We start from the raw sequence: 21,051 nt of genomic DNA on the forward strand, positions 1-21,051 counted from the left end.
GCGTCCCCGCTCGCGTATTGTACAATACGCGAGCGGGGACGCTCGCACTGTAAATGCAAAACTGAGATGCTCCCGAAGAGACCTCTGGGTTTGGGGCGGCTTGTCACCCCTCCAGATGTGGAACATCTTATTATCAAACACGCGCAAAAAAGAAAAACCCGGTTTCTTTAAGAAGCCGAGTTTTTACGTATTCTCTTGTTAATTTAAACTACTTAACTTCAGCCGATCGCCGACTGTTAGGCGATTCGTAGTAAACTCCAGAACCTGTATCGGAGACAAAATGACAATCCCAGTAAGAGCGAATAAAGCTCTTCCAAATTGGATCGGTTGACTTGCGATAATAATCGCCCAACACTGGTTTAATTGCTTCCGTTGCTTCCTTCAAGTGATAGTGCGGCATTGTCGAGAAAATGTGGTGGGCTACGTGGGTGCCGATGTCGTGATGGATGGAATTGATGATTCCGTAGTCGCGATCGATCGTAGACAATGCACCTTTCAAGAAAGACCAATCATTACCGCGATACCAAGGAATATCGGCTTCTGTGTGGTGCAGGAATGTTACCAAATCCAGCCACATCACGAACACTACATAGGGAACCAAGTAGAACTTGAGTAAAAACAGCCAACCAAACTGATAGGTTAGCGCGCCTAAAAAGCTTACCATCAGTACCAAGGATGCGGAACTTGTCAACACATCCCATTTTTCGGACGGACGGAAAATCGGGCTACCGGGCATGAAGTGAGAACCTACCCGATCGGGCGATCGCCGAAATAGATAAATTGGGTAGGCAAATAACATCAAATAAAAGCGTCCCAGCTTTTCGTACCAAGGCATTTGATTGTATTTGCTTTCCGATACCGGATACCAGCTTTCATCGTTATCTAAGCTGCCTGTATTTGCGTGGTGGGTTCTGTGACTAATCCGCCAACCGTGGAAGGGTACGAGAATTGGAGCGTGGGAGAGGTGTCCGATCAGGTTGTTGAGCCATTTGCTCTTAGAAAATGAACCGTGTCCGCAGTCGTGGCCCACTACAAACAATGCCCAAAACATGGTTCCTTGCATCAACCAAAAGATTGGATAAAAGAGCCAGGAATCGAGGGTGTAGGCGATCGCATACAAACCTGCGATGATGCCAAGATCTAAAAAGAAATAAGCCAGAGATTTCCATGCCGAGGGCTCAAAACAGTGGGCTGGAATGGCTGCCTTGATATCAGCAAGAGTAAAAGGTAACTCTGTTGTACGAGAGGATGAGCCTGGATTGCTCGGCTGATTGAGAACAGTATTTGATTGCACGAAGTTTCCGATTTAAGCTGACTTGAGAAACCGCATTCCGCCTTCTTTTAACAGTCAATCGATTTTAGATTTTAGATTTTAGATTTTAGATTCACTCCACAGATGAATCTGGGGGGTTAACTAATATCTAAATTTTTTGGCTCTCCCGGACAGGAGTCGGGGGGTTGTATCCCCTATGCAGGTGAGGTAACATTCAACCTGCAAGGAGCCATATTTTTACTCTGCAAGGGTTTCTAAAGTTATTTAGTTCGCATGAATAGCCCGTCCGCGATTCTCAAGCAAGTTGGCTTGTGGAATACTTGTGTGGGAAAAATTAGTGCGATCGACCCTGTTATCTGAAAAAATCTCATGTGCCCGTTGTTGGTGCGAAATGCGACTTCAATCTGAGAGTGGACATCTGGAGGAACTACCTCCAGTCTGCAGGTAGCATACAGCGTTTCGAGCAGGAATTGTGAACGAGAGTGTAGGGAAAAACCATCGATTTTAGATTGGCGATTTTAGATTCAAGCACAAATCTCAAATCTCCAATCTCCAATCTCCAATCCGAGGGTTGGGTTTCACACAAGTTCTACCCAAGCGACTGTTCACTACAGTTCACAAATTCTGCAAGAATTGCTAAAGCTAAGTTAATGTAACATTTCTACACACATTCTGGCAATGACTTACCAGAAAAACTTGAAAATCCCTAAATTGCGGAAAGTGACGGGCGATCGCTTTCTCGCTTTTGGATTTTCTAGGTTCCAGCTTTTTCTAATATGAGCTTAGACCGTTTTACCATTTCTGGAACGTCGATCGGATAATCACCAGTGAAACACGCCGAACAAAAACTCATCGGGTCTTCGTTAGTCGCCCTCAGCATTCCATCCCAACTCAAGAAAGCCAAGGAATCAACCCCAATTTGGGTGCCGATTTCTGCGACTGACTTAGTAGCAGCAATCAACTGATCTTGATTGTCGGTGTCGATACCGTAGAAACACGGATGAGTCACCGGTGGCGAGGAAATTCTCATGTGAACTGCGGTTGCGCCAGCATCCCGCAAGGCTTTGACGATTTTGCGACTGGTTGTACCGCGCACGATCGAATCATCGATAATAATTACCCGCTTTCCTTCCAACACATCTTTGAGAGGGTTGAGTTTCATGCGGATTCCTGACTCCCGCATTGTCTGAGTCGGTTGAATAAAAGTGCGCCCGACGTAGCGGTTTTTAATCAATCCTTCGGCGTAAGGAATGCCGGAAGCTTGAGAAAAGCCGATCGCCGCCGGGATTCCCGAATCGGGAACGCCGATGACTATATCAGCATCAGCCGGAGATTCTGCTGCCAACAAACGCCCGATCCGCAGGCGGTAGCTGTACAAACTTTCACCTTCCATTTGGCTATCGGGGCGAGCAAAATAGATCATTTCAAAGATGCAAAGTTTGCGCTTCTGCTGCTGACTCCAGTGGAAGGAAGCCATACCTTCCTCTGTAATCCAAACTAATTCCCCCGGTTCTACGTCCCGCAAAAATTCAGCACCGATAATATCCAAGCCACAAGTTTCCGATGCTAAAACGTATCGTACCGGAGTTGTGGGGAGGATGCCAATTACCAGCGGGCGGACGCCCTGGGGGTCGCGGACTCCCATCACGCCTTTGGGAGTGGCGATCGTCAAACTAAAGGCTCCTTGGCACATAGCAAAGGCGCTGATCGCTGCTTCCAGCCAGTCTTTGCCCTTGTCTACCTCGGAACCGATCGCCACTGCGATCGCCTCTGAATCCGTCGTGCTGACAAATTCGCACTTCCGAGACAGCAATTCTTCGCGCAATTCTTTTGTATTGACAAGATTCCCGTTATGTGCTAATGCCAGACTTCCCAAACGAGTTTCGACAACCACAGGCTGAGCGTTGACCACGCGCGACGAGCCAGTAGTAGAGTAGCGAGTGTGGCCTACGGCTAAGTTACCGGGCAAGTGACCTAAACTCGATTCGTTGAAGACTTGGGAAACCAGTCCCATATCTTTGTGCAGGTGGACTTTTTCACCGTCAAAGGTGGCAATTCCTGCTGATTCCTGACCCCGGTGCTGCAAGGCATACAAACCGAAGTAGGTCAACTTGGCGACATCTTCACCCGGTGCGTAGATACCGAAAACGCCACAAGCTTCCTCGGGCTTGTCGGGTTTGCTAGAATGCTCGTCAGCCGCGAAGGAATGGTTGGGAATCATAGATGGGTGGGTTCCTAATGGGGAAGGTGGGTTAGGGGGACAGTTTCAGCGGGAAATCTTGTTTGCGAAGGCGTCGCATAACTTAACATTCCCTTAATCTTGCCACGGATCTGTCGTAATTTCCAAATTGTGTAGCATTTCAGACCGAAGCGATGCGACGTTCAATCGCATTGTAGTATCGATCGCCGCCAAATCCTATATTAACCTTGATTAACGGCGGGCGAGGGAATCGGCGATTGAAAAAAACTGTTGGCTAATTCGCCAAGGGTGTTACCCCTCACATCACGAATGCAGCATTTTCTTTCGTTCTGGCTACTTAATAGCTATATGGTTAATTAAATATTTAGTCCAAAGCCACTATTTTTACGGGTGAGGGGTGAAACCACTTTTAAATTCGCCAGCAGTCGATTGAAATCGCTTAAGAGTCAAACTCTCGTCCCAACAGAGGGGAACGAAGAGATAGGCGATCGTGCAAGGGCAAATAAATTATAAAATTGCTTCACGGGCTTTTTGAAATATTAGAATTTAAGGGCGATCGAGCTTGACTTTTTCAGGGAATTGACCTACTATATCATCATGGGAATCTGTGCGGCCATGTAATGTCAATTTTGGGCGCGATCGAGTATTAAGTAATGTCGTATTGTGTAGGTGCGTCGCTATGAGATTGGCCTCTTACTTGGAGATTGTTTCGGGCGACGCACCCTACAGCTTCAACCCACGCACCATCAGGTTTTCGTTGGGGTAGACGTGGTTTCCACCGCCGATTCCAATTCTTGAAAAATTTTGTAACTACCGCAAACTACTTCGATACAAATATCCCCTTCCAGTCGAAAGTAGAAAAGGGACGAAGAACCTGTCTCAACCAAACCGGCTTGATTTTGAAAAGGATAGGACAAAGTAGATAAAATTTGACTCTTATCTTCTGTCAATTGTCTTAATTCTGCGTTACCCACCCAGAAGCAAGACTCTTCTGAGTCGGAGTGGACTGGTTGAGAGATTACCTGATGAACGAGTTGATAGAATTCGATGGAAGTGTCATAAATCCCGGTTCCGAATGTAAAGTCTAAGCGCAAGGTTAAAGGTTGGGGGATTAGAGTAATGCCTGCAAGGTCGGCACTTTTCAAGTCTTCTATGCAAAAATGTTTTAAAGGGCGATCGGCTGTAAGAGTCATAGAATTATATTTTCTCCGGTACTGTGGGTGCTTGAACCTGGGATAAATTGAATCTGATTGCCAAACTGGTCGTATCGGCGGCGGTAACTTTTACCGCGATCGTTTTTAATTTTAGGCCCGGTTCGGACAATTTCACCAGCGGGTCTAATATGAATTAAACTACCATCAGGATGCTCGAATGTTTCATATCCACCCTCTGTTTTAGTTTTGAATACAAAGCCGCTATCTGCTATAATCACTAGGGCTTCTGACTTGGTTTGGGCCGTTAAATTAGGCAACTGCTGAGATGCTACATTCATCGCTGCTGTGGGTCAAGTTTCTGCACCAACTGAGCGCGTTTTTGCTCCCACCAATCATCGGTAATCTCTATAGAATTGCCACTATCCAAACCAGCCAACAATAACGACTCAACCCGCGCGAGTCTTGCTTGTTCTTGGCGAATTAGGTGCAAGATGTATTCCGCTGCATTACTGTAGCCTCCGATTGCCACTTGTTCGTTAATAAAATTTTCAATTGAATCGGGAAGAGGAAGATTGATGGTCATATTTTTTATCCTTCCTGATGTGTGACCTTGGCCTATTTTAACTATTATAGGACTTATGCACGGGTGGTCAGAAACCGGGTTTTTTTGCCCAGAAGACGCGCTACAGACCGCAGAAACCGCAAAAAACCCGGTTATGAAGCTTTTGATGCGTCCAGGACTATATTTATCAACCAGGTTAAAACTGCCGAGTCTTAAAAGAATAGTCCTCGCGGGAGACTAAAGCACAACACCAGAAACCAGAGACTACGCGGAAACCAAAGCCACGCGAAAACCGATGTCCGAGTAACCATCGCCCGCCAAATTGCTAAGACGATACGCACTGCGACAATTCACCGCAGTGTCCTTCCAGGAACCGCCACACCGCACCCGGCGATCGCTTCGATCGTTGTCGAGATGACTGCACCATTCCCAAACATTTCCGTGCATATCATAAAGTCCAAAAGCATTGGGTAAAAAATTCCCGACATCAGTTGTTTGTTTGCGGTAAAGTCCCTTCGATGCCCCAGCGTAGGGATTATTGCCATTATAATTAACTAAATCTGGGGTAATTGTTTCACCAAAATAGAAAGGTGTTTTAGTTCCGGCGCGGCAAGCATATTCCCATTCCGCTTCTGAAGGTAAGCGATAAGTCTTGCCTGTTTTTTTAGAAAGCCGCTTGCAGAATTCCACAGCGTCATTCCAGCTTACTTTTTCGACAGGAAGTTTCGCACCTTTGAACTCAGAAGGGTTATTTCCCATCACCGCTTGGTATTGTTCTTGAGTTATCTCATATTTACCCATAAAAAAAGCCGGGATATTCACGGTACGCTGCGGCCCTTCATAACTACTTCGTCCGGCTTCCGTATCGGGCGAACCCATCACAAAACTGCCGCCAGGAATTGCTACCATGTCTAGAGTAATACCATTCCCCATATTTTCTATAAAAGCCTGTGCTTTTCCTTGGCGGCGGTTGGCGATTTGCCCCGTTGAGTTGACTGTCACTGTTTCAAAAGTAAAGCTTTTTAAAGCATTGGAAGATGGCGTAGGTTTGGGAGTTTCTGGTGCGGGTTTTGGAGATGGTTTTGGAGATGGTTTTGGAGATGGTTTTGGCGATGGACTTTCTGCTACAGATTGTGGAGATGGTTTTGGCGATGAACTTTTGGCTGTAGTTTTTGGAGATGATTTTTGAGCTGATGATTTAGGAGATGGGGTCGCCTTGTTGGATGAAGGTGGAAGATTTGGTGAAGATGAAGAAGTTTTGTTGTTCAACAAACTTTGACTCAGCACAGCTAATGCAAATCCTCCCCCAGCAAAACCCGCTAATTGCAAGAAACCTCGCCTTGTTGTGTTAGTTGGTAACGGCAAAGAGTGCTGTGGAATCACAGGAATTGTGGGAATTGGTGTCGGTGCGGGAGTTTGTGTTGACTGACCTTGAAAATCTCTTAAAACTTCCTCGGCTGATTGATAGCGCTGCTGGATATCTTTTGCCAACAACTTAGATAAAATCAATTCCAATCCCTTGTCTATGGGACTTTTCAAATGTTGCTGCCAATTGCCAGTCCAGCTATAACCGTGCTCCGTCCACAAACCATAAGGATGTACCCCCGTCAGTAGATGAAAAGCCGTCGCCCCCAAGCTAAACAAATCGCTGGCTGCATAAGCTTCACCCCCTTGCATTTGTTCAAGCGGTGCATAACCATGCGAACCAATTTGCGTTCCCTGTCGCGATATCACTGTTCCCGACAACTGTTTTGAAACTCCGAAATCAATCAGCACTAACACACCGTCGCTGCGACGGCACATAATATTCTCTGGCTTGATATCTCGGTGAACAATTTTTTGTTCGTGAACAAACTTGAGAACAGGTAGAAGTTCGAGTAATAGTTGCTTAACTTGGCTTTCTTGCCAAATTCCCTGATTTTGGAAAAGCGTCAACAAATTATCCCCATCCACAAACTGTTGTACGAGATACAAATATTTGTTGTCTTCAAAGTAGGCATCTAGGGATGGAATTTGCGGATGTTGTCCTAGCTGTTGCAGTTGTCTAGCTTCTAGCTGAAATAATTCTACCGCTTTGTTAATCGCCCACGTTCCCTGGACATCGGGTGCTAATTGTTTAACGACACAGCGTTGATTTAGTCTATCAATATCTTCTGCTAAATAGGTTCTGCCGAAGCCACCTTGACCGAGGAGTTTGATCATGCGGAAACGATTTCGCAGGATGGGTACGAGTTGAATACCGCAACTAATGCAATATGTTTGTCCGTCGGGGTTTTGAGGATTGGGGCAGTCGGGATTGATGCAGCAAATCATTTATTTTAGGAATGATATTGTTTATATTGTATAGTGTCTAAGAACCCGGATTTATGTAATATGTTTTTGCAAGAATCGTGAATTTTGTAAGAAGTTGGGGTTATTGGGCGTGTTTTAAACCCGGAGATACCCCCTAGCCAAGGGCGGGCACGGGGGCACCGCCCCTACGAAGGGCGGGCACGGGGGCACCGCCCCTTAAGAAGGGGGGGACAAGAGTATTCAAAGTCAACCCCTAGTCCCCTTTTTAAGGGGGATTTAGGGGACTCGAAATTTCATGTTGTCAAACAGATGCAATCCGACGCTCGATCGCATTATAGAATCGATCGCCCATCTCACTCATCCCAACCTCAATTAACACTTGATTGTCAGCACTCACAACCCGTAAAGGTGATTCAGCACAGCAAACTAAACCAAGCTTCTGCCACATTTTTGTCAAATGTTCCTGCAGGTAAGCTTCCCAAATTTCTTGATTTTTCGGTGCGACTGAAACTACAATGCAGTTGCCCATTTCACCAAACAAAATTTCATCCCAGCGGCTGACATTTGCCGAATTGAAACTTAGATGAATTTCTGCACCCATTTTAGCAGAAATACAAGATTCCGCGAGGGCGATCGCAATTCCACCTTCCGCACAATCATGGGCAGAACATACCCAACCTTGCCGAATTCCATCCCGACAAACCGATTGCACTTTTCTTTCTAACTCAAAATCTATCCTTGGGGGTTTCCCAGCTACAATCCCGTGAATTGCTGCTAAATATTCCGAACCTCCCAAAGTAGGAGAAGTTTCGATTTTTGAGCTTTCAGATGGAAGTTCTGAGTTTTGGGATGATTCACCAATTCCCAGCACATAAATTAAATCACCTTTCTTTAGCCAAGCTTGGCCAGAAATCTTGGTCAAATCGGGAATTAACCCCACCATTCCGATTACCGGAGTCGGATAAATTGGTTGAGGATTCCCCTCAGCATCAACCGTTTCATTGTAAAGAGAAACATTGCCGCCAGTAACAGGCGTTCCCAACTCCCGACAAGCATCAGCAATCCCGCGACAAGCTGACGCTAACTGCCAATATCCGATCGGCTTTTCGGGACTGCCAAAATTCAAATTATCCGTAACTGCCAGAGGTTCAGCGCCCACACAGCTTAAGTTTCTCGCTGCTTCCGCTACGACTGCTTTTGCACCTTCATAAGGATCGAGATAAACATAACGAGAATTGCAATCAACCGTTGCAGCAACTCCGGGAATAGCCCCCTGCGGCGCTTCCTCCTTGCTAAGGGGGGGAGAAACTTTTGGAGTTTCCCTACCTTGTGCCTTTGTAAATAGAGGAATTACCTCTTCTTCCTGTTTGCTTTCGGAAGCTAGAGAAACGGCATTTTCTCTCAGTAGATCCCCCTTAGCAAGGGGGTGTACTTCTAACCCGTTAGCAAGGGAAGAGTGGCAAGGTTCTAGCGGACGCAATCTGACAACCGCAGCATCAGCGCCTCCCGGCAAAACAACAGTATTGTTTTGCACTTGATGGTCGTATTGGCGATAAACCCAGCGTTTAGAAGCGATGGTAGGAGTATCTAAAAGCGTCAGCAAAATCTGAGTCCAAGTTTGGAAATTGCCGTTAATTTCGATACCTGCAACTGTGGATTGTGGCAGGGAATCCGCCGTCCATTCCCATGCTTTTTTAGCATATTCTGGCGGTTCTGTCAACAGCTCTCGGTGATAAATTGGCGTGTTATCTGCCAAAGCAGTTGCGGTAATTTCGGCAGCGATTTCGCCTTTAAAGAGAATTCGGACGATCGGCTCTTCGATGACTGTCCCCGCTACTACGGCGTGCAATCCCCATCTGTGGAAAATATCGATTAATTCCTGTTCCCGTCCTTTTTGGGCAACAAACAACATCCGTTCTTGGGATTCCGAAAGCAGGTATTCGTAGGGAATCATGCCGCTTTCTCGAACGGGAACTTTGTCTAAATCGAATTCAATGCCGACGCCGCCTTTGGCTGCCATTTCTGATGTCGAACAGGTGATTCCCGCCGCACCCATGTCTTGGGCGGCGACGACTGCACCGGTTTTGAATGCTTCTAAACAAGCTTCAATTAAGGATTTTTCTAAAAATGGATCTCCTACTTGGACTGCGGGGCGATCGTCCATTGATTTGTCGGTCAATTCGGCACTGGCAAAACTTGCTCCTCCCATGCCATCTCTGCCAGTAGTTGAACCGACGTAAAGCACGGGATTTCCGATGCCGGATGCGCCGGATTTGACGATTTCTTGAGTTTCCATTAAACCCAAGGCCATGACGTTAACTAATGGGTTGCCGGAATAAGCCGGATCGAAGTAAACTTCGCCGCCAACTGTGGGCACGCCGATGCAATTTCCATAATGGGAAATTCCCGATACTACGCCTTTGAACAATCTCTGAGTTTTAGCATCGTCTAAGTTGCCAAAACGCAGGGAATTTAAAAGTGCGATCGGGCGAGCACCCATTGTGAAGATATCGCGGAGAATCCCCCCGACACCGGTTGCTGCACCTTGGAAAGGTTCGACTGCTGAGGGGTGGTTGTGGGATTCAATTTTGAAGGCGAGTTGCAAGCCTTCTCCCAAGTCTACGACGCCGGCATTTTCTCCGGGCCCGACGAGAATTCGATCGCCCTCTGTGGGAAACTGTTTTAATAGTGGCCGCGAATTTTTGTAACAGCAGTGTTCGCTCCACATGACGCCGAACATTCCCAATTCAGCTTTATTAGGATGGCGGCCTAGACGCTGAACGATTTCTTGATATTCTTCAGGTGTGAGTCTTTCACCGGCAATTTGTTCCGGGGAAAATGGGGATTCGGAGATGGGAGACATGGAAACTCGTTATAAACCACAGGCTTTATTCTAAATGCCCTGCGCTTGGTTAATCTAAAATCTATAATCTAAAATCTATAATCCCAGGCATTTGCTTGGTTAATCTAAAATCTAAAATCTAAAATCTAAAATCGAATGACTTTACCTCAAAATCTCAATTTTGCTAACCAAAACTTGCGGAACCGTTCTTTTAAAGGGCTTGACTTATCTGGGGCGAATTTCAGCGGTTGCGACATTCGAGGCTGCAATTTCACCGGGGCGATTTTGAGGGGGGCAAATTTTCAGGGTGTCAGAACCGGACAAAGCCGCAGGCGGGTGAGAAATTTGATTGCTAGGGCTGGGGTGACAGCGGTGACAGTGACGGCTGCTGGGGCTTTGACGGGACTGATAGCCGGGGCGGATGCGGGGGCTGTGGCTGTGGCTGGAACCGCTGCGACGGCGATTGCTGCGACTCGGTGCGAGGCTGGGATTGTGGCGGGGGCTGTGGCTGGGGCTGCTGCTGCGATCGGCGCTAGCGGTATTGTGACATTTTTGGGCGGAGATACTCTCAGGGGAATTGTCTTATTTTTGGTTTCTGGGGTAATTCTGGGGTTAACTGCGATCGGCTTTTTTATCGCTGTTGAACAGATAGAAAAATTGTCGATAACGTCGTTTAGAAAAGCTGATTTAACTGATGCTGTATTCGATGCGGGGGTGGTTCTAGATGCAGATTTTTCTGATGCGCGAGGAGTGCCGTGGTAGACTGCACAATTACTGATTTTTTTGATTTTTTACCGAAAGCATCCAGGATACAAGCCCCCGGATTCATCCGTGGAAAAATAAAAAACCTGTATCCGATGAAACTTGCCGAACGTATTTATTCGTGGGGTGAATGCTTCAATTCTAAAATCTAAAATCTAAAATCTAAAATCTAAAATCGATTGACCCATTCCCGTAATTCTCGCACTGCTGTGGTTGCGCCTGTAGTTTGAGTGCGATCGATAAATTCCTCAACTTTTGCAGTAGGTAGCATCGGGAAAGCCCGCGAAAAATTGCACTCGGCATATTCGCCATTTTGCAATTGATAAAACTTGATGCTTCGTCCATCGTACCGCCAAATTTCGGGTACGCCTAAATCTGCATATAAATCGAATTGATTTAAGGAACTGCTGGTAATATCAATTTCCAGTGCTAAATCGGGCGGCGGATCTTGAGCAAAGTCTAATTCTGTTCTCCCTCTGACCAGTGCTTCATTCTGGATATAATAACAGGAATCTGGTTCTTTACCCGCTGCTTTTTTGCGTTTTTTGATCGTCATCGAGCCAAAGGGGTTGTACTCTAGATTGAGTTCTTCTATGAGAGTTACAATTAAGCGATCGATCAGCCTGTTGCGATTTTCATGTTCCGGTAGCGGCACCATAATTTCTAATTGACCTTGATGATAAGCAATTCTGGTGGAACGTTGGTTGCCCAGTTCCGCTAGCAGGCTTTCATATAACTGCCAACTGATATTTTGCAGTAAAACTCGCTGTTCGGGGGGCGTTGATATTGTTAGCATTTTACTTGAGTTTTAGAGCTTGAGAATATTTTAATTGATTCTTTTTTTTTGCGAACAGCACAAAAAGTATCTGCCGACAGCTACGGTCATGCGCTACTCTAGTTAATAATAGACTGTGGTCATTAGTCCTTGTTGTATGAAGTTGCGATCGTTCTTTTCTTTCCTCCTTGCTGGCGTCTTGGCACTCTTAGGCTTGAGTGCCGGTGGTTTTTACTGGCTGACAACTCACACTCCCCTGAATTTGCTCGCTGGCGGGCCGACAACTACTCCGGCTGCGGCTGTGTTTGTCTCGAAACAAGCACCTTTGTTAGCATCAATGCTGGTAAATCCCGATCGCCTCGAAGCATTGCGACAAGTTTTTGCCACTCCCGAAGAAAGAAGTCGATCGCACGCAGAATTTGAGCAAATCAAAAAAAGTTTCCTCGGCAATACAGGCCTCGATTACAGTCGAGATATCCAACCTTGGATAGGTGACGAAATTACCCTCGCCGTCACAAACCCCGATTTCGATGGCGACAGCAGCAACGGCAAACAAACCGGGTTTTTGCTGGCCGTTTCCTCCCAAAAGGTCGATCGCAGCCAAAAATTTCTTGACTCCTACTGGCGCCAACAATCTCGTGGCGATAAAACAGTGCAGTCGGAAATATATAAAGGCGTGAGAATTAATTATAAACAAGCACCAAAATCCCAGAAAAAATCTGCTTCGCTTTCGCCTTTTAATCCGTTTTCTCTGCCGACTTCCAAGTTGCCATCCAGCTTCGCAACAGCAGCCATCGGCGGTAATTTTAATTCTGGGAATAACCAAAGTTTTGTTTTATTTTCCAATAGCCCGATTGTGATTCGAGATGCAATTAATAACCTTGAAACAGCAAACCTAAATCTCAACAATACCCCGGAATATCAAAAAGCTTTGCAGCAGCTAACTCAAGGCAGAATCGCTTTAGCATTTGTCAATCTCCCGCAATCAGCAACCGAGCAAAATCCCCAAGTTTCTCTTAATTCCCTCGCAGTTGCTGTCGGAGTCAACCGACGGGGATTGCTGGCTCAAACTGCTTTAGTGACATCGCGAGAAAACACAGCTTCTCCAACGCTTTCCGAACCTGTGCAAGCCTTGCAATACATTCCCTCAGCGAGTCCTTTCGCGGTCGCCAGCACCGACTTAAGGAATTTTTGGGCTGATTTGTCATCGGCGGTTTCTACTAATCCAGAAGTCTCAAATTTAGTCGATCGCACCCTGGGAGATATTCAGCAACTTTGGGGCGTCAACCTGCCGCAGGATATATTTGACTGGGTACAAGGAGAATACGCTTTAGCAGTGCTTCCGAATTCGTCAAATGGTGCCGACTGGATTTTTGCCGCCGAAAACTCTGCTGATTCCCAAAAGGCGATCGACAAACTCGATGAAATTGCCCGCAGCAAAGAGTACAGCATCGGCAGCTTCACTCTGAGAAACCAGAAAATTACCGCTTGGACGCAGTTGACAACTAGCCAGAATTATGGTAAAGAAAATAATAGAAAAAGTGCGATCGAAACCGAGGCAAAAGGAGTCCGAGCCACCGTCGGCAAATACGAAATTTTCACCACTTCAGTAGAAGCAATGGACGCAGCACTAGAAGCAGCAGAAACAGTCTCTTTAGTTGCCAATCAAGATTTTCAAACCAGCATTGAACCGCTACCGCCCTCTAACGACGGCTATTTTTATTTAGACTGGCCCTCCAGCAGGGCAATTTGGGAAAAACAAATCCCGCTGTTGAGGTTAATTGAACTTTCGGCAAGACCATTGTTCGATCACTTGCGATCGCTAACTGTCACCAGTACGGGAGAAATAACAGGAATTCGCAAAGCTACTATATTTATGCGGCTCAATTAGTTAGTAGTCAGTAGTCAGTAGTCATTAGTCAGTAGTCAGAAGTCAGAAGAAAAACAAGACACTATGCCCAATTCCCCATTCCCAATAACTAAGGACTAATGACTAATGACTACTGACTAAGGACTAAGGACTAAGGACTAATAACTACTGGCTGCTTCACATTTTTCTGTGGCCCAAAATAAGCTTGAAATACCTCTTTGGCGATCGGGGCCGCGGCAACAGAACCATAACCGCCATTTTCCACAACCACGGCGATCGCAATTTCCGGCTTGTCAGCGGGCCCGAAGGCCACATACAAAGAGTGATCCTCCTGTCCGATGACCTCCGAAGTCCCTGTTTTGCCCGCTGTCAGCGGAATCGAACCGTCATTCAATCCCTGTCCCGTACCCTGGGCAACCACCGCGATCAGTCCTTCCTTAACCACCTGAACTGTTGAAGGTTTCATCCCCGTATGTACCCGTTGAGTCTCCGCTGTGCCGGTCATGGAAGTCAAAAGATGAGGCTTCACGCGATAGCCCCCATTAGCGATCGAACCCACCATCACCGCCCCCTCCAAAGGAGTCATCAACACCAACCCCTGCCCGATCGACATCGTTACCGTATCACCCGCATACCAAGGTTCTTTATATATTTTCTCCTTCTCGGCCGGCGTCGGGGCTTGACCGTGATCGCCGCCGCCTAGCCCCAAAAGATTCAAATCCGTCTCCTTGCCAATTCCCAGGCGGTGTCCCCACTTAGAAATTTGCTCCGGCCCGGTACTAATCCCCATTTGATAAAAAAACGTATTGCTGCTGAAAGCCAAGGCCTCCCGAAAGCCGATGTCGCCGAAACCGCCGCTGTGTTCGTTAAAATCAATTCCCCCCACAGTAATGTAAGACGAAGTACCCAGAATTGAGTCCGGCGAAAATTTGCCCGACTCCAGGCCCGCGACGGAAGTCACAATTTTAAAGGTACTGCCGGGGGGATAGCCTTGCGTGGCCCGATTCAAAAATGGATTTTCCGGGTCTTGAAGAGTTTCCCACTCATCCTTAGTGATTTTTCGCGTAAACAGATTGGGGTCAAAAGTCGGGTGGCTGGCCATAACTAATACCGCCCCGGTTTTGACATCCAGCGCCACTACTGCTCCCCGGCGGTTCCCCAGGGCTTTTTCGGCTGCTTTTTGCATGGACAAGTCTATGGTTAGCTGCACCGCCTCACCGGGTTTGGGCGGTGTCTCTCCCATCAGCCGCAATTCTTGATTTTGGGCATTTACCTCGATCAGCCGATCGCCCCAAACTCCGGCAATCTTCTGGTTAGAGCTCGCTTCTATGCCCATCTGACCTACAATCATCCCCATCGGATATTCAGGATGAGCTTCCAAGTCTGCTGCGGTAGCTTCGCCGATATATCCAATAACGTGAGCCGCCAAACTGCCTTCGGGATAGTAGCGGTTCGCTTCTGGCCGCACTTCCACTCCCCGCATTTGTCCCACCTCTTCTGCTAGCGGCACAAACACCTCTGGCGGCATTGCTTGCTTGAGCCGCACCGGTCTATAGGATTGAGGATCGACCTCTTTTATTTTTTTTAAAATTTCTTCGACCGGGATTTTAACCAGCGGACTCAACTTTTCTGCTGTCGCTTTCCACTGTTCCGGCGTTTGTTCTTTCGGCCACAAATATACCGATCGAGCTAAATTGTTTGCCGCTAGCAACTTGCCTTTGCGATCGATAATTTGTCCGCGATTCGCCGGCATGGGCACTAGGCGAACGCGATTGTTTTCGGCTCGTTCCCGGTGTTGCTTGCCTTGTATCAGTTGCAATTCCACCAGCCGACTAGCGTGCAGGCCCAGCAAACCTGTTGCCACCAGCATTAACACGATCGCCCGGTGTATCGGGCGATCCTGTTTCTTAGGAGTTTCCCCCAGGGTTTTGTCAGAAGAGTGAAATGCTGATATCGAATAAACTTGTCGTTGCATCATTCTATAGGTAGATGTCAAATCCTAGATTTTAGGTTTCTGATTGTCAATTGTGAAGTATACATCATCAAACCGGGCCCAATCTGGCCTTGACCTTTGGGGGAAGCGGAATGATTGATAATTTTTTGACTAACAACTAATAACTCATCACTCATGACTGTTGACTGCTGACTGTTGACTAATCCCCCAAGCACCAAGAAATAGCCAGAAAAATCAAGGCCAGGCTCAGCCAATTAGGGATGTGGAGCCAGCCCGATAGACCTATAGGTAACAATACCAAGGCCTGTGTCAATAGGGAACCGATCGCCAACAGCAAGACTAGAAGTATCAAATTTATCATCTTGACACCGTACAATTTCGGATATGAGTCGATCGCCTGTGGCAGAAATCCGACTGGCACAAGCGAGCGCGATCGTACAGGGATTGTCCTGATAGACATAAGGAAGAGAAGCCAGGAGGTTTTGAACTAATTTAAAAAATAGTCTTCCTCCAGAGTTTTTATTCCAGGGGCTGCGATGGGTAAATTCTGAGTTGTGATTTTAAGTTCTGACCGAGGAGTATTGCCATGTGGTTTAATCAGGGAGCCAATTTCAAAAACGGTGCGCTCTTGGGTGCGATCGCGGCGATCGCAGCCCTACCAGTTTTAGCAGAAACAGCCAATTTCGGCACTTTAACTTTATCGCGAGGTTTTGCAGCCCCAACAGCAGTTTTGAGAGGTTCCACAGGCGGATCGTACTCTCTATCTGTCATAGCCAACGCCGATCGCCACAAAAACAAATGTTTGGGTTTTGCCACCCCAACTCCCGACCACATCATAGTCTTGCAGCAAAAATTTTCACAACTCACACTCCAAATCAACAGCGGAGGCAAGGACACGACCTTACTCGTACAAGGCCCCGGTAATGCGGTGCGCTGCGGAGACGATATAGGTCAGAATAAAGATGCTGGCATAGTTGATTCAAACTGGCAAGCAGGCTCTTACAGGATTTGGGTAGGTACTCTCGAACCCGGAGTCCAGTCTAACTATACAATCTCAGTACAGGAATAGAACGCAGCGGCGCTGTTGGATGGTGACAATAAAATGTAGTCAAATTCTACCCCCCTCTCCCCCCTCCCGATCGACCGCTCACTTCCGCCATCAAGTAAAATGTAAAATCGAAAGTGGCGTGTTTAACCAAAATAGGTAACTCCGAAAGTGCTAAAGACTCTTAGAGCTGACTTCAGTATAATTTTCGATCGCGACCCTGCCGCTCGCAACTGGCTGGAAGTTTTGTTTTGCTACCCCGGTCTTCAGGCCCTAGTGCTGCACCGCCTCGCACACTGGCTTTATGTGTTGGGGCTTCCCTTCATCCCCCGCTTGATTTCCCACATTGCTCGCTTTTTGACCGGAATTGAAATCCACCCAGGGGCAACCATCGGCAAAAGCGTATTCATCGACCACGGTATGGGGGTTGTGATCGGCGAAACAGCGATTATCGGGGATTTTGCCCTAATTTACCAAGGTGTCACCCTTGGCGGAACTGGCAAACAAAGCGGCAAGCGTCACCCTACCGTCGGCGAAAATGTAGTTGTCGGTGCCGGCGCCAAGGTACTCGGCAATCTGCAAATTGGCAATAACGTTCGCATCGGCGCCGGTTCCGTCGTGCTCCGCGACGTACCATCTGACTGCACCGTAGTAGGGATTCCCGGCCGCATCGTCTATCGATCGGGAGTGCGCGTCAATCCCCTAGAACACGGCAGTTTGCCGGATTCGGAAGCTGTGGTAATTCGCTCTTTGCTCGATCGTATCGAGTCCCTGGAACAGCAAGTAAAAAGTTTGCTTCCTCAAGCATCTGTCTCCTTAACTTCTGATCCCAATTCCCACAATTTCTACTCAGTATCAGAAGCTTTAAACCAAGCCAGCAATGTAGCCTTAGCCGAAAAAACACAGCTAGTTACAACCCCTAGCTGCAAGTTAAAAGATAAAGCAATTCAAGAATTTTTAGACGGCAGCGGCATCTAAAAATAGTTTTGAGTGTTGAGTTTTTCATTGGGAATTTTTCAACTTAAAACTTTCCTACTGACAACAGTCAACAGTCAACAGTTAACAGTCAACTGACTTCAAGGATTAACCGATCGCACAGACCAATTTCCCTCCCCGTCGCGGCGATAAAGCGACCGGTTTTGCGGTTCCCCCCGCAACTCCAACAAATCCACCGTTTCCGGTTCCAACAACAGCAAGCAAAAATTAGGCAGCGGCTCGATCGCATTTGGGGAAGCAGAATCAAAAGCACTAGCCTCGGCTTTGTCATCCCCCGGATGCGGCCAAGCAAACTGTGATCTAGCCGCCTCAGAAAGCTCCTGCCAAGTTGTGCACCGCGATGAGCACAACTGGGCCTCTGGATAATCGGCCCCTACCAAAACTAGCTTTCCAGCAATCCGAAATTGTTCGCGAGTTTTCGGGAAATACCAGCAAATTTCCCCCCAAGGATAGAGATTAATCTCCTCTGCTTTTTGGCTGCGAATATCTGTAATAAACTTTAACTGATTAGTATCTGCTAAAAAGCCTCGAAACACCACAGTGCGGTTGGCCGGACGCCCGGTAGCCCGAACCGTTGCTAGTTGCAAGTAGCGGGCAAAAGCAAGACTCCGGTTGCGGTGGAGCGCGCGAGCTAAGGGCGATCGCCAAAGTGCTAAAGACATAATTAATAACCTATCATATTGGTAATGGGATTAGTCATTAGTCCTTAGTCAGTAGTCATTAGTCCTTAGTCAGTAGTTATGGGGAATAGGGAATTGGGCATAGTTTCGGGTTTTTCTTCTTCCTTCTTCCTTCTTCCTTCTTCCTTCTGACTACTGACTAATGACTGCTAGCTAATAACTAATAACTAATGACTCCTGACTAATGACTCTTCTTTCTGCTATTGGTAATTCTATGTCAAATTCACTCTCAAAACTCAAAACTATTGAAACTCCCCACAGTGGCTACCACTGGGACGGCAGTTCCCGCCGCTTTTTTGAAGGCTGGTACTACCGAATAACATTACCGATTCACGGACAATCCTTTGCATTCATGTATTCCATCGAAGACCCCAGAGGCGGTCAACCTTACAGTGGCGGTGCTGCTCAGATTCTCGGCCCGAAAGATAGCTATTTGTGCCGCACCTTTCCCGATGTAAATAAGTTTTGGGCGCACCGAGAAAGCTTGGGTTTCGGACATTGGGGCAGAACAGATTTACAAATTCAACCCCAATTTTTAGAGCCGCAAGTATTCGACAGCCGCGTCGAAGAAGGCTATCAAGCGACTGCTACTTTGAATCAAGGTTATTTGCACGATCCAGGAAGCGGCAGCCACTGTTTTTGGCAGTACGAAATTAAACCTATTTATGGCTGGGGAAACTCTGAGGAAATCCAGAAATCTACGGCGGGAATAGTATCTTTTCTACCCATATTTGAACCGGGATGGCAAATTTTAATGGCTCACGGTTTAGCCACGGGCTGGATCGATTGGAATGACGAACGCTACGAATTTAAAGATGCTCCTGCTTACAGCGAAAAAAACTGGGGCGGTGCTTTTCCGCAAAAGTGGTTTTGGGTTAATTGCAATTGTTTTCAAGGCGAAAGCGATTTAGCTTTAACTGCTGGCGGCGGCAAGCGGGGCGTGCTGTGGTGGATGGAATCGGTAGCAATGATTTGTCTGCATTACCGAGGCAAATTTTACGAATTTGTGCCTTGGAATTCCCAAGTTAGTTGGAATATTGAACCTTGGGGAAGCTGGAAAATGCAGGCTAGTAATAGTCAGTTTGAAATTGAGTTAATTGGCACTACAAACAGTCCTGGTACTTATGTGCGAACTCCTACAGAAAAAGGGATGGCTTTTTGCTGCCGGGATACGACGCACGGCGAATTGCGCTTGCAACTGCGAGAGTTGTTGGGGGGAAATGTGGAAAAAAATGGCAAGCAGCGTTCTAGAATTATCTTAGAGGCTCAAAGTTCTTTATCGGGTTTGGAAGTTGGGGGCGGGCCTTGGGATGAAGTTTGGCGATCGAATTAAGTCAGTAGTCATTAGTCAGTAGTCATTAGTCAGTAGTCAGTTGTCAGTTAATATAGCAATCCTAAATGATTCAGATAAATTTGTAGGGGTAGTGCCTTTCTTTGCCTAAGCTGTTGTACACCTAATTTGACAGTCAATTTTTCTATAATTATTGTGGAACGGGCATCCTGCCCGTCTCTGGATTCAATTTAAATGCGTAGCAGCCTACCCCCTATCTATCGGGCAACCACGGGGGGATTGCCCCTACAATAATTATGAAATGATTTAGGATTGCTATAGTTAACAGTAGTCAGAACAGCCATGATCAATTTACTCGGTTTGCAATTAGGCAAATTCTACCGCAGCCAGCGGTTACAAAAAACTTTCAAGGTGATTTTGGGACTAATTTTATGTTTGATCGCAATCTTGATGCCGGCGGCAATTGCTAGTGCGGCCGGTGATTTGTCTCGCCAACCTGTCACCGAAATTACTGTTAGTTTGGGTAACGAAGCTGGGGAACTTAAGTTTTTTCCCAATTTGCTAGAATTTGAATCGGGAAAGCGCTATAAATTAGTGCTGAAAAATCCCAGTTCGCAGAAACATTATTTTACTGCTAAAAACTTTGCTGATGCGAGTTGGACTCAAAAAGTTGAAGCTGGGAAAGTGGAAATTAAAGGAAGTATTCACGAATTGGAACTTAAACCGGGCGCTATGGCAGAATGGGTGTTTGTGCCGATGAAATCGGGAACCTACAACCTGCGCTGTACGGTAGCCGGACATACGGAAGCAGGGATGATTGGCAAAATTACGATCGCCTCTTAACCCCAATCTCCGTCGCCTCACCGGACATCCTATCAATTTCAGATTAATTACCGAAAATCGATCGAACTTTCGGCCCCCTAGACACTTTTCAAATAGACTCTAGCGGAGCCATTGTCAGTCCAGCACGGCTCAATTGCATATGATAAAGTTCTGCTTGCTCTTGCGGGCCAACCCAGACGGTGGCCTGGCCTTCGTGGTGGATTTGGTTGGCGAGTTTCCAAGCTTGATCGCTCGTCATCCCTGGAATGTATTTGGTCAAACATTCCACAACGTGCTGAAATGTGTTGAAATCGTCGTTGAGGACTATTACCCGATAGTTGGGATAAGGTTTGCGGGTAACTTGACTCGATCGAACGGGTGCTATGGTTGGTGAAGAGGTCATCGCGCGAACAGCCACTGAAACTACAAGATTTGTAAAATAGTTACCTCTAACATCATAACACAATTTCACAATTTTTTAACCCCTACTTGGTATTTTGATCCGGTTCGGGGTTTATTTTCACCGCCGGGCC

General features: G+C 46.9%; 18 protein-coding genes. 6 read left to right on the forward strand and 12 right to left on the reverse strand.

Annotated features, from left to right (window positions below; genetic code table 11):
• Nucleotides 1-208: 208 nt before the first annotated feature.
• From QT992_RS10915 to purL, 7 genes are all read right to left on the reverse strand, one after another.
• Nucleotides 209-1,294, reverse strand: coding sequence for a DUF3474 domain-containing protein (locus QT992_RS10915; protein ID WP_333337646.1), 1,086 nt, complete (start codon nucleotides 1,292-1,294; stop codon nucleotides 209-211).
• A gap of 733 nt (nucleotides 1,295-2,027) precedes the next feature.
• Nucleotides 2,028-3,494, reverse strand: a complete 1,467-nt coding sequence (gene purF / locus QT992_RS10920) for an amidophosphoribosyltransferase (RefSeq protein WP_333315590.1) — start codon at nucleotides 3,492-3,494, stop codon at nucleotides 2,028-2,030.
• A gap of 725 nt (nucleotides 3,495-4,219) precedes the next feature.
• Complete coding sequence (locus QT992_RS10925; RefSeq protein ID WP_333315588.1) at nucleotides 4,220-4,666, reverse strand: hypothetical protein; 447 nt, start codon at nucleotides 4,664-4,666, stop codon at nucleotides 4,220-4,222.
• On the reverse strand, nucleotides 4,663-4,965 hold the full coding sequence (locus QT992_RS10930; RefSeq protein WP_333315586.1) for a hypothetical protein: 303 nt from the start codon (nucleotides 4,963-4,965) through the stop codon (nucleotides 4,663-4,665). Before QT992_RS10930 ends, QT992_RS10925 begins: the two co-directional genes overlap by 4 nt.
• Nucleotides 4,962-5,210 carry a type II toxin-antitoxin system ParD family antitoxin gene (locus QT992_RS10935; protein WP_333315584.1) on the reverse strand — a complete coding sequence of 83 codons (249 nt, stop codon included), beginning with the start codon at nucleotides 5,208-5,210 and terminating at the stop codon, nucleotides 4,962-4,964. Before QT992_RS10935 ends, QT992_RS10930 begins: the two co-directional genes overlap by 4 nt.
• A 243-nt stretch (nucleotides 5,211-5,453) precedes the next feature.
• Nucleotides 5,454-7,502, reverse strand: coding sequence for a bifunctional serine/threonine-protein kinase/formylglycine-generating enzyme family protein (locus tag QT992_RS10940; protein WP_333337650.1), 2,049 nt, complete (start codon nucleotides 7,500-7,502; stop codon nucleotides 5,454-5,456).
• A 280-nt stretch (nucleotides 7,503-7,782) separates the two neighbouring features.
• Nucleotides 7,783-10,344 carry a phosphoribosylformylglycinamidine synthase subunit PurL gene (gene purL / locus QT992_RS10945; RefSeq protein ID WP_333376994.1) on the reverse strand — a complete coding sequence of 854 codons (2,562 nt, stop codon included), beginning with the start codon at nucleotides 10,342-10,344 and terminating at the stop codon, nucleotides 7,783-7,785.
• 135 nt (nucleotides 10,345-10,479) lie between these two features.
• On the opposite strand from purL, the gene QT992_RS10950 reads away from it, so the two are divergent.
• Nucleotides 10,480-11,085, forward strand: coding sequence for a pentapeptide repeat-containing protein (locus QT992_RS10950; protein ID WP_333052467.1), 606 nt, complete (start codon nucleotides 10,480-10,482; stop codon nucleotides 11,083-11,085).
• 169 nt (nucleotides 11,086-11,254) lie between these two features.
• Here the strand turns inward: QT992_RS10950 and QT992_RS10955 are convergent, their stop codons facing one another.
• Entirely contained in the window at nucleotides 11,255-11,881 is a 627-nt protein-coding gene (locus QT992_RS10955) for a Uma2 family endonuclease (RefSeq protein WP_333052464.1), read from the reverse strand.
• A gap of 115 nt (nucleotides 11,882-11,996) precedes the next feature.
• Here QT992_RS10955 and QT992_RS10960 point away from each other — a divergent pair, with 115 nt between their 5' ends.
• Nucleotides 11,997-13,751, forward strand: a complete 1,755-nt coding sequence (locus QT992_RS10960) for a DUF3352 domain-containing protein (protein ID WP_333376996.1) — start codon at nucleotides 11,997-11,999, stop codon at nucleotides 13,749-13,751.
• A gap of 130 nt (nucleotides 13,752-13,881) precedes the next feature.
• Here the strand turns inward: QT992_RS10960 and mrdA are convergent, their stop codons facing one another.
• Both mrdA and QT992_RS10970 read right to left on the reverse strand, forming a co-directional pair.
• The gene (mrdA, locus tag QT992_RS10965; protein ID WP_333337709.1) at nucleotides 13,882-15,708 is read right to left on the reverse strand and encodes a penicillin-binding protein 2; all 1,827 of its coding nucleotides are present in this window, start codon (nucleotides 15,706-15,708) and stop codon (nucleotides 13,882-13,884) included.
• A gap of 175 nt (nucleotides 15,709-15,883) precedes the next feature.
• Entirely contained in the window at nucleotides 15,884-16,144 is a 261-nt protein-coding gene (locus tag QT992_RS10970) for a hypothetical protein (protein WP_333315574.1), read from the reverse strand.
• Between the two features lie 126 nt (nucleotides 16,145-16,270).
• Here QT992_RS10970 and QT992_RS10975 point away from each other — a divergent pair, with 126 nt between their 5' ends.
• Both QT992_RS10975 and cysE read left to right on the forward strand, forming a co-directional pair.
• On the forward strand, nucleotides 16,271-16,753 hold the full coding sequence (locus QT992_RS10975) for a hypothetical protein (RefSeq protein ID WP_333337663.1): 483 nt from the start codon (nucleotides 16,271-16,273) through the stop codon (nucleotides 16,751-16,753).
• Nucleotides 16,754-16,900: 147 nt separating this feature from the next.
• Complete coding sequence (gene cysE, locus QT992_RS10980) at nucleotides 16,901-17,707, forward strand: serine O-acetyltransferase (RefSeq protein ID WP_333337666.1); 807 nt, start codon at nucleotides 16,901-16,903, stop codon at nucleotides 17,705-17,707.
• 98 nt (nucleotides 17,708-17,805) lie between these two features.
• Here the strand turns inward: cysE and QT992_RS10985 are convergent, their stop codons facing one another.
• Nucleotides 17,806-18,387 (reverse strand): Npun_F5749 family FMN-dependent PPOX-type flavoprotein, encoded by a 582-nt coding sequence (locus QT992_RS10985; protein ID WP_333255457.1) that lies wholly within the window; start codon nucleotides 18,385-18,387, stop codon nucleotides 17,806-17,808.
• A 232-nt stretch (nucleotides 18,388-18,619) separates the two neighbouring features.
• Here QT992_RS10985 and QT992_RS10990 point away from each other — a divergent pair, with 232 nt between their 5' ends.
• Complete coding sequence (locus QT992_RS10990) at nucleotides 18,620-19,738, forward strand: tocopherol cyclase family protein (RefSeq protein ID WP_333337669.1); 1,119 nt, start codon at nucleotides 18,620-18,622, stop codon at nucleotides 19,736-19,738.
• 300 nt (nucleotides 19,739-20,038) lie between these two features.
• Nucleotides 20,039-20,539, forward strand: a complete 501-nt coding sequence (locus QT992_RS10995; protein WP_333315565.1) for a plastocyanin/azurin family copper-binding protein — start codon at nucleotides 20,039-20,041, stop codon at nucleotides 20,537-20,539.
• Between the two features lie 88 nt (nucleotides 20,540-20,627).
• Here QT992_RS10995 and clpS read toward each other — a convergent pair whose 3' ends face one another.
• Nucleotides 20,628-20,921 carry an ATP-dependent Clp protease adapter ClpS gene (gene clpS, locus QT992_RS11000; RefSeq protein WP_333315563.1) on the reverse strand — a complete coding sequence of 98 codons (294 nt, stop codon included), beginning with the start codon at nucleotides 20,919-20,921 and terminating at the stop codon, nucleotides 20,628-20,630.
• Nucleotides 20,922-21,051: the final 130 nt, after the last annotated feature.

This window comes from Microcoleus sp. T3_D1, from assembly GCF_036700405.1.
Classification (GTDB): Bacteria; Cyanobacteriota; Cyanobacteriia; order Cyanobacteriales; family Microcoleaceae; genus Microcoleus.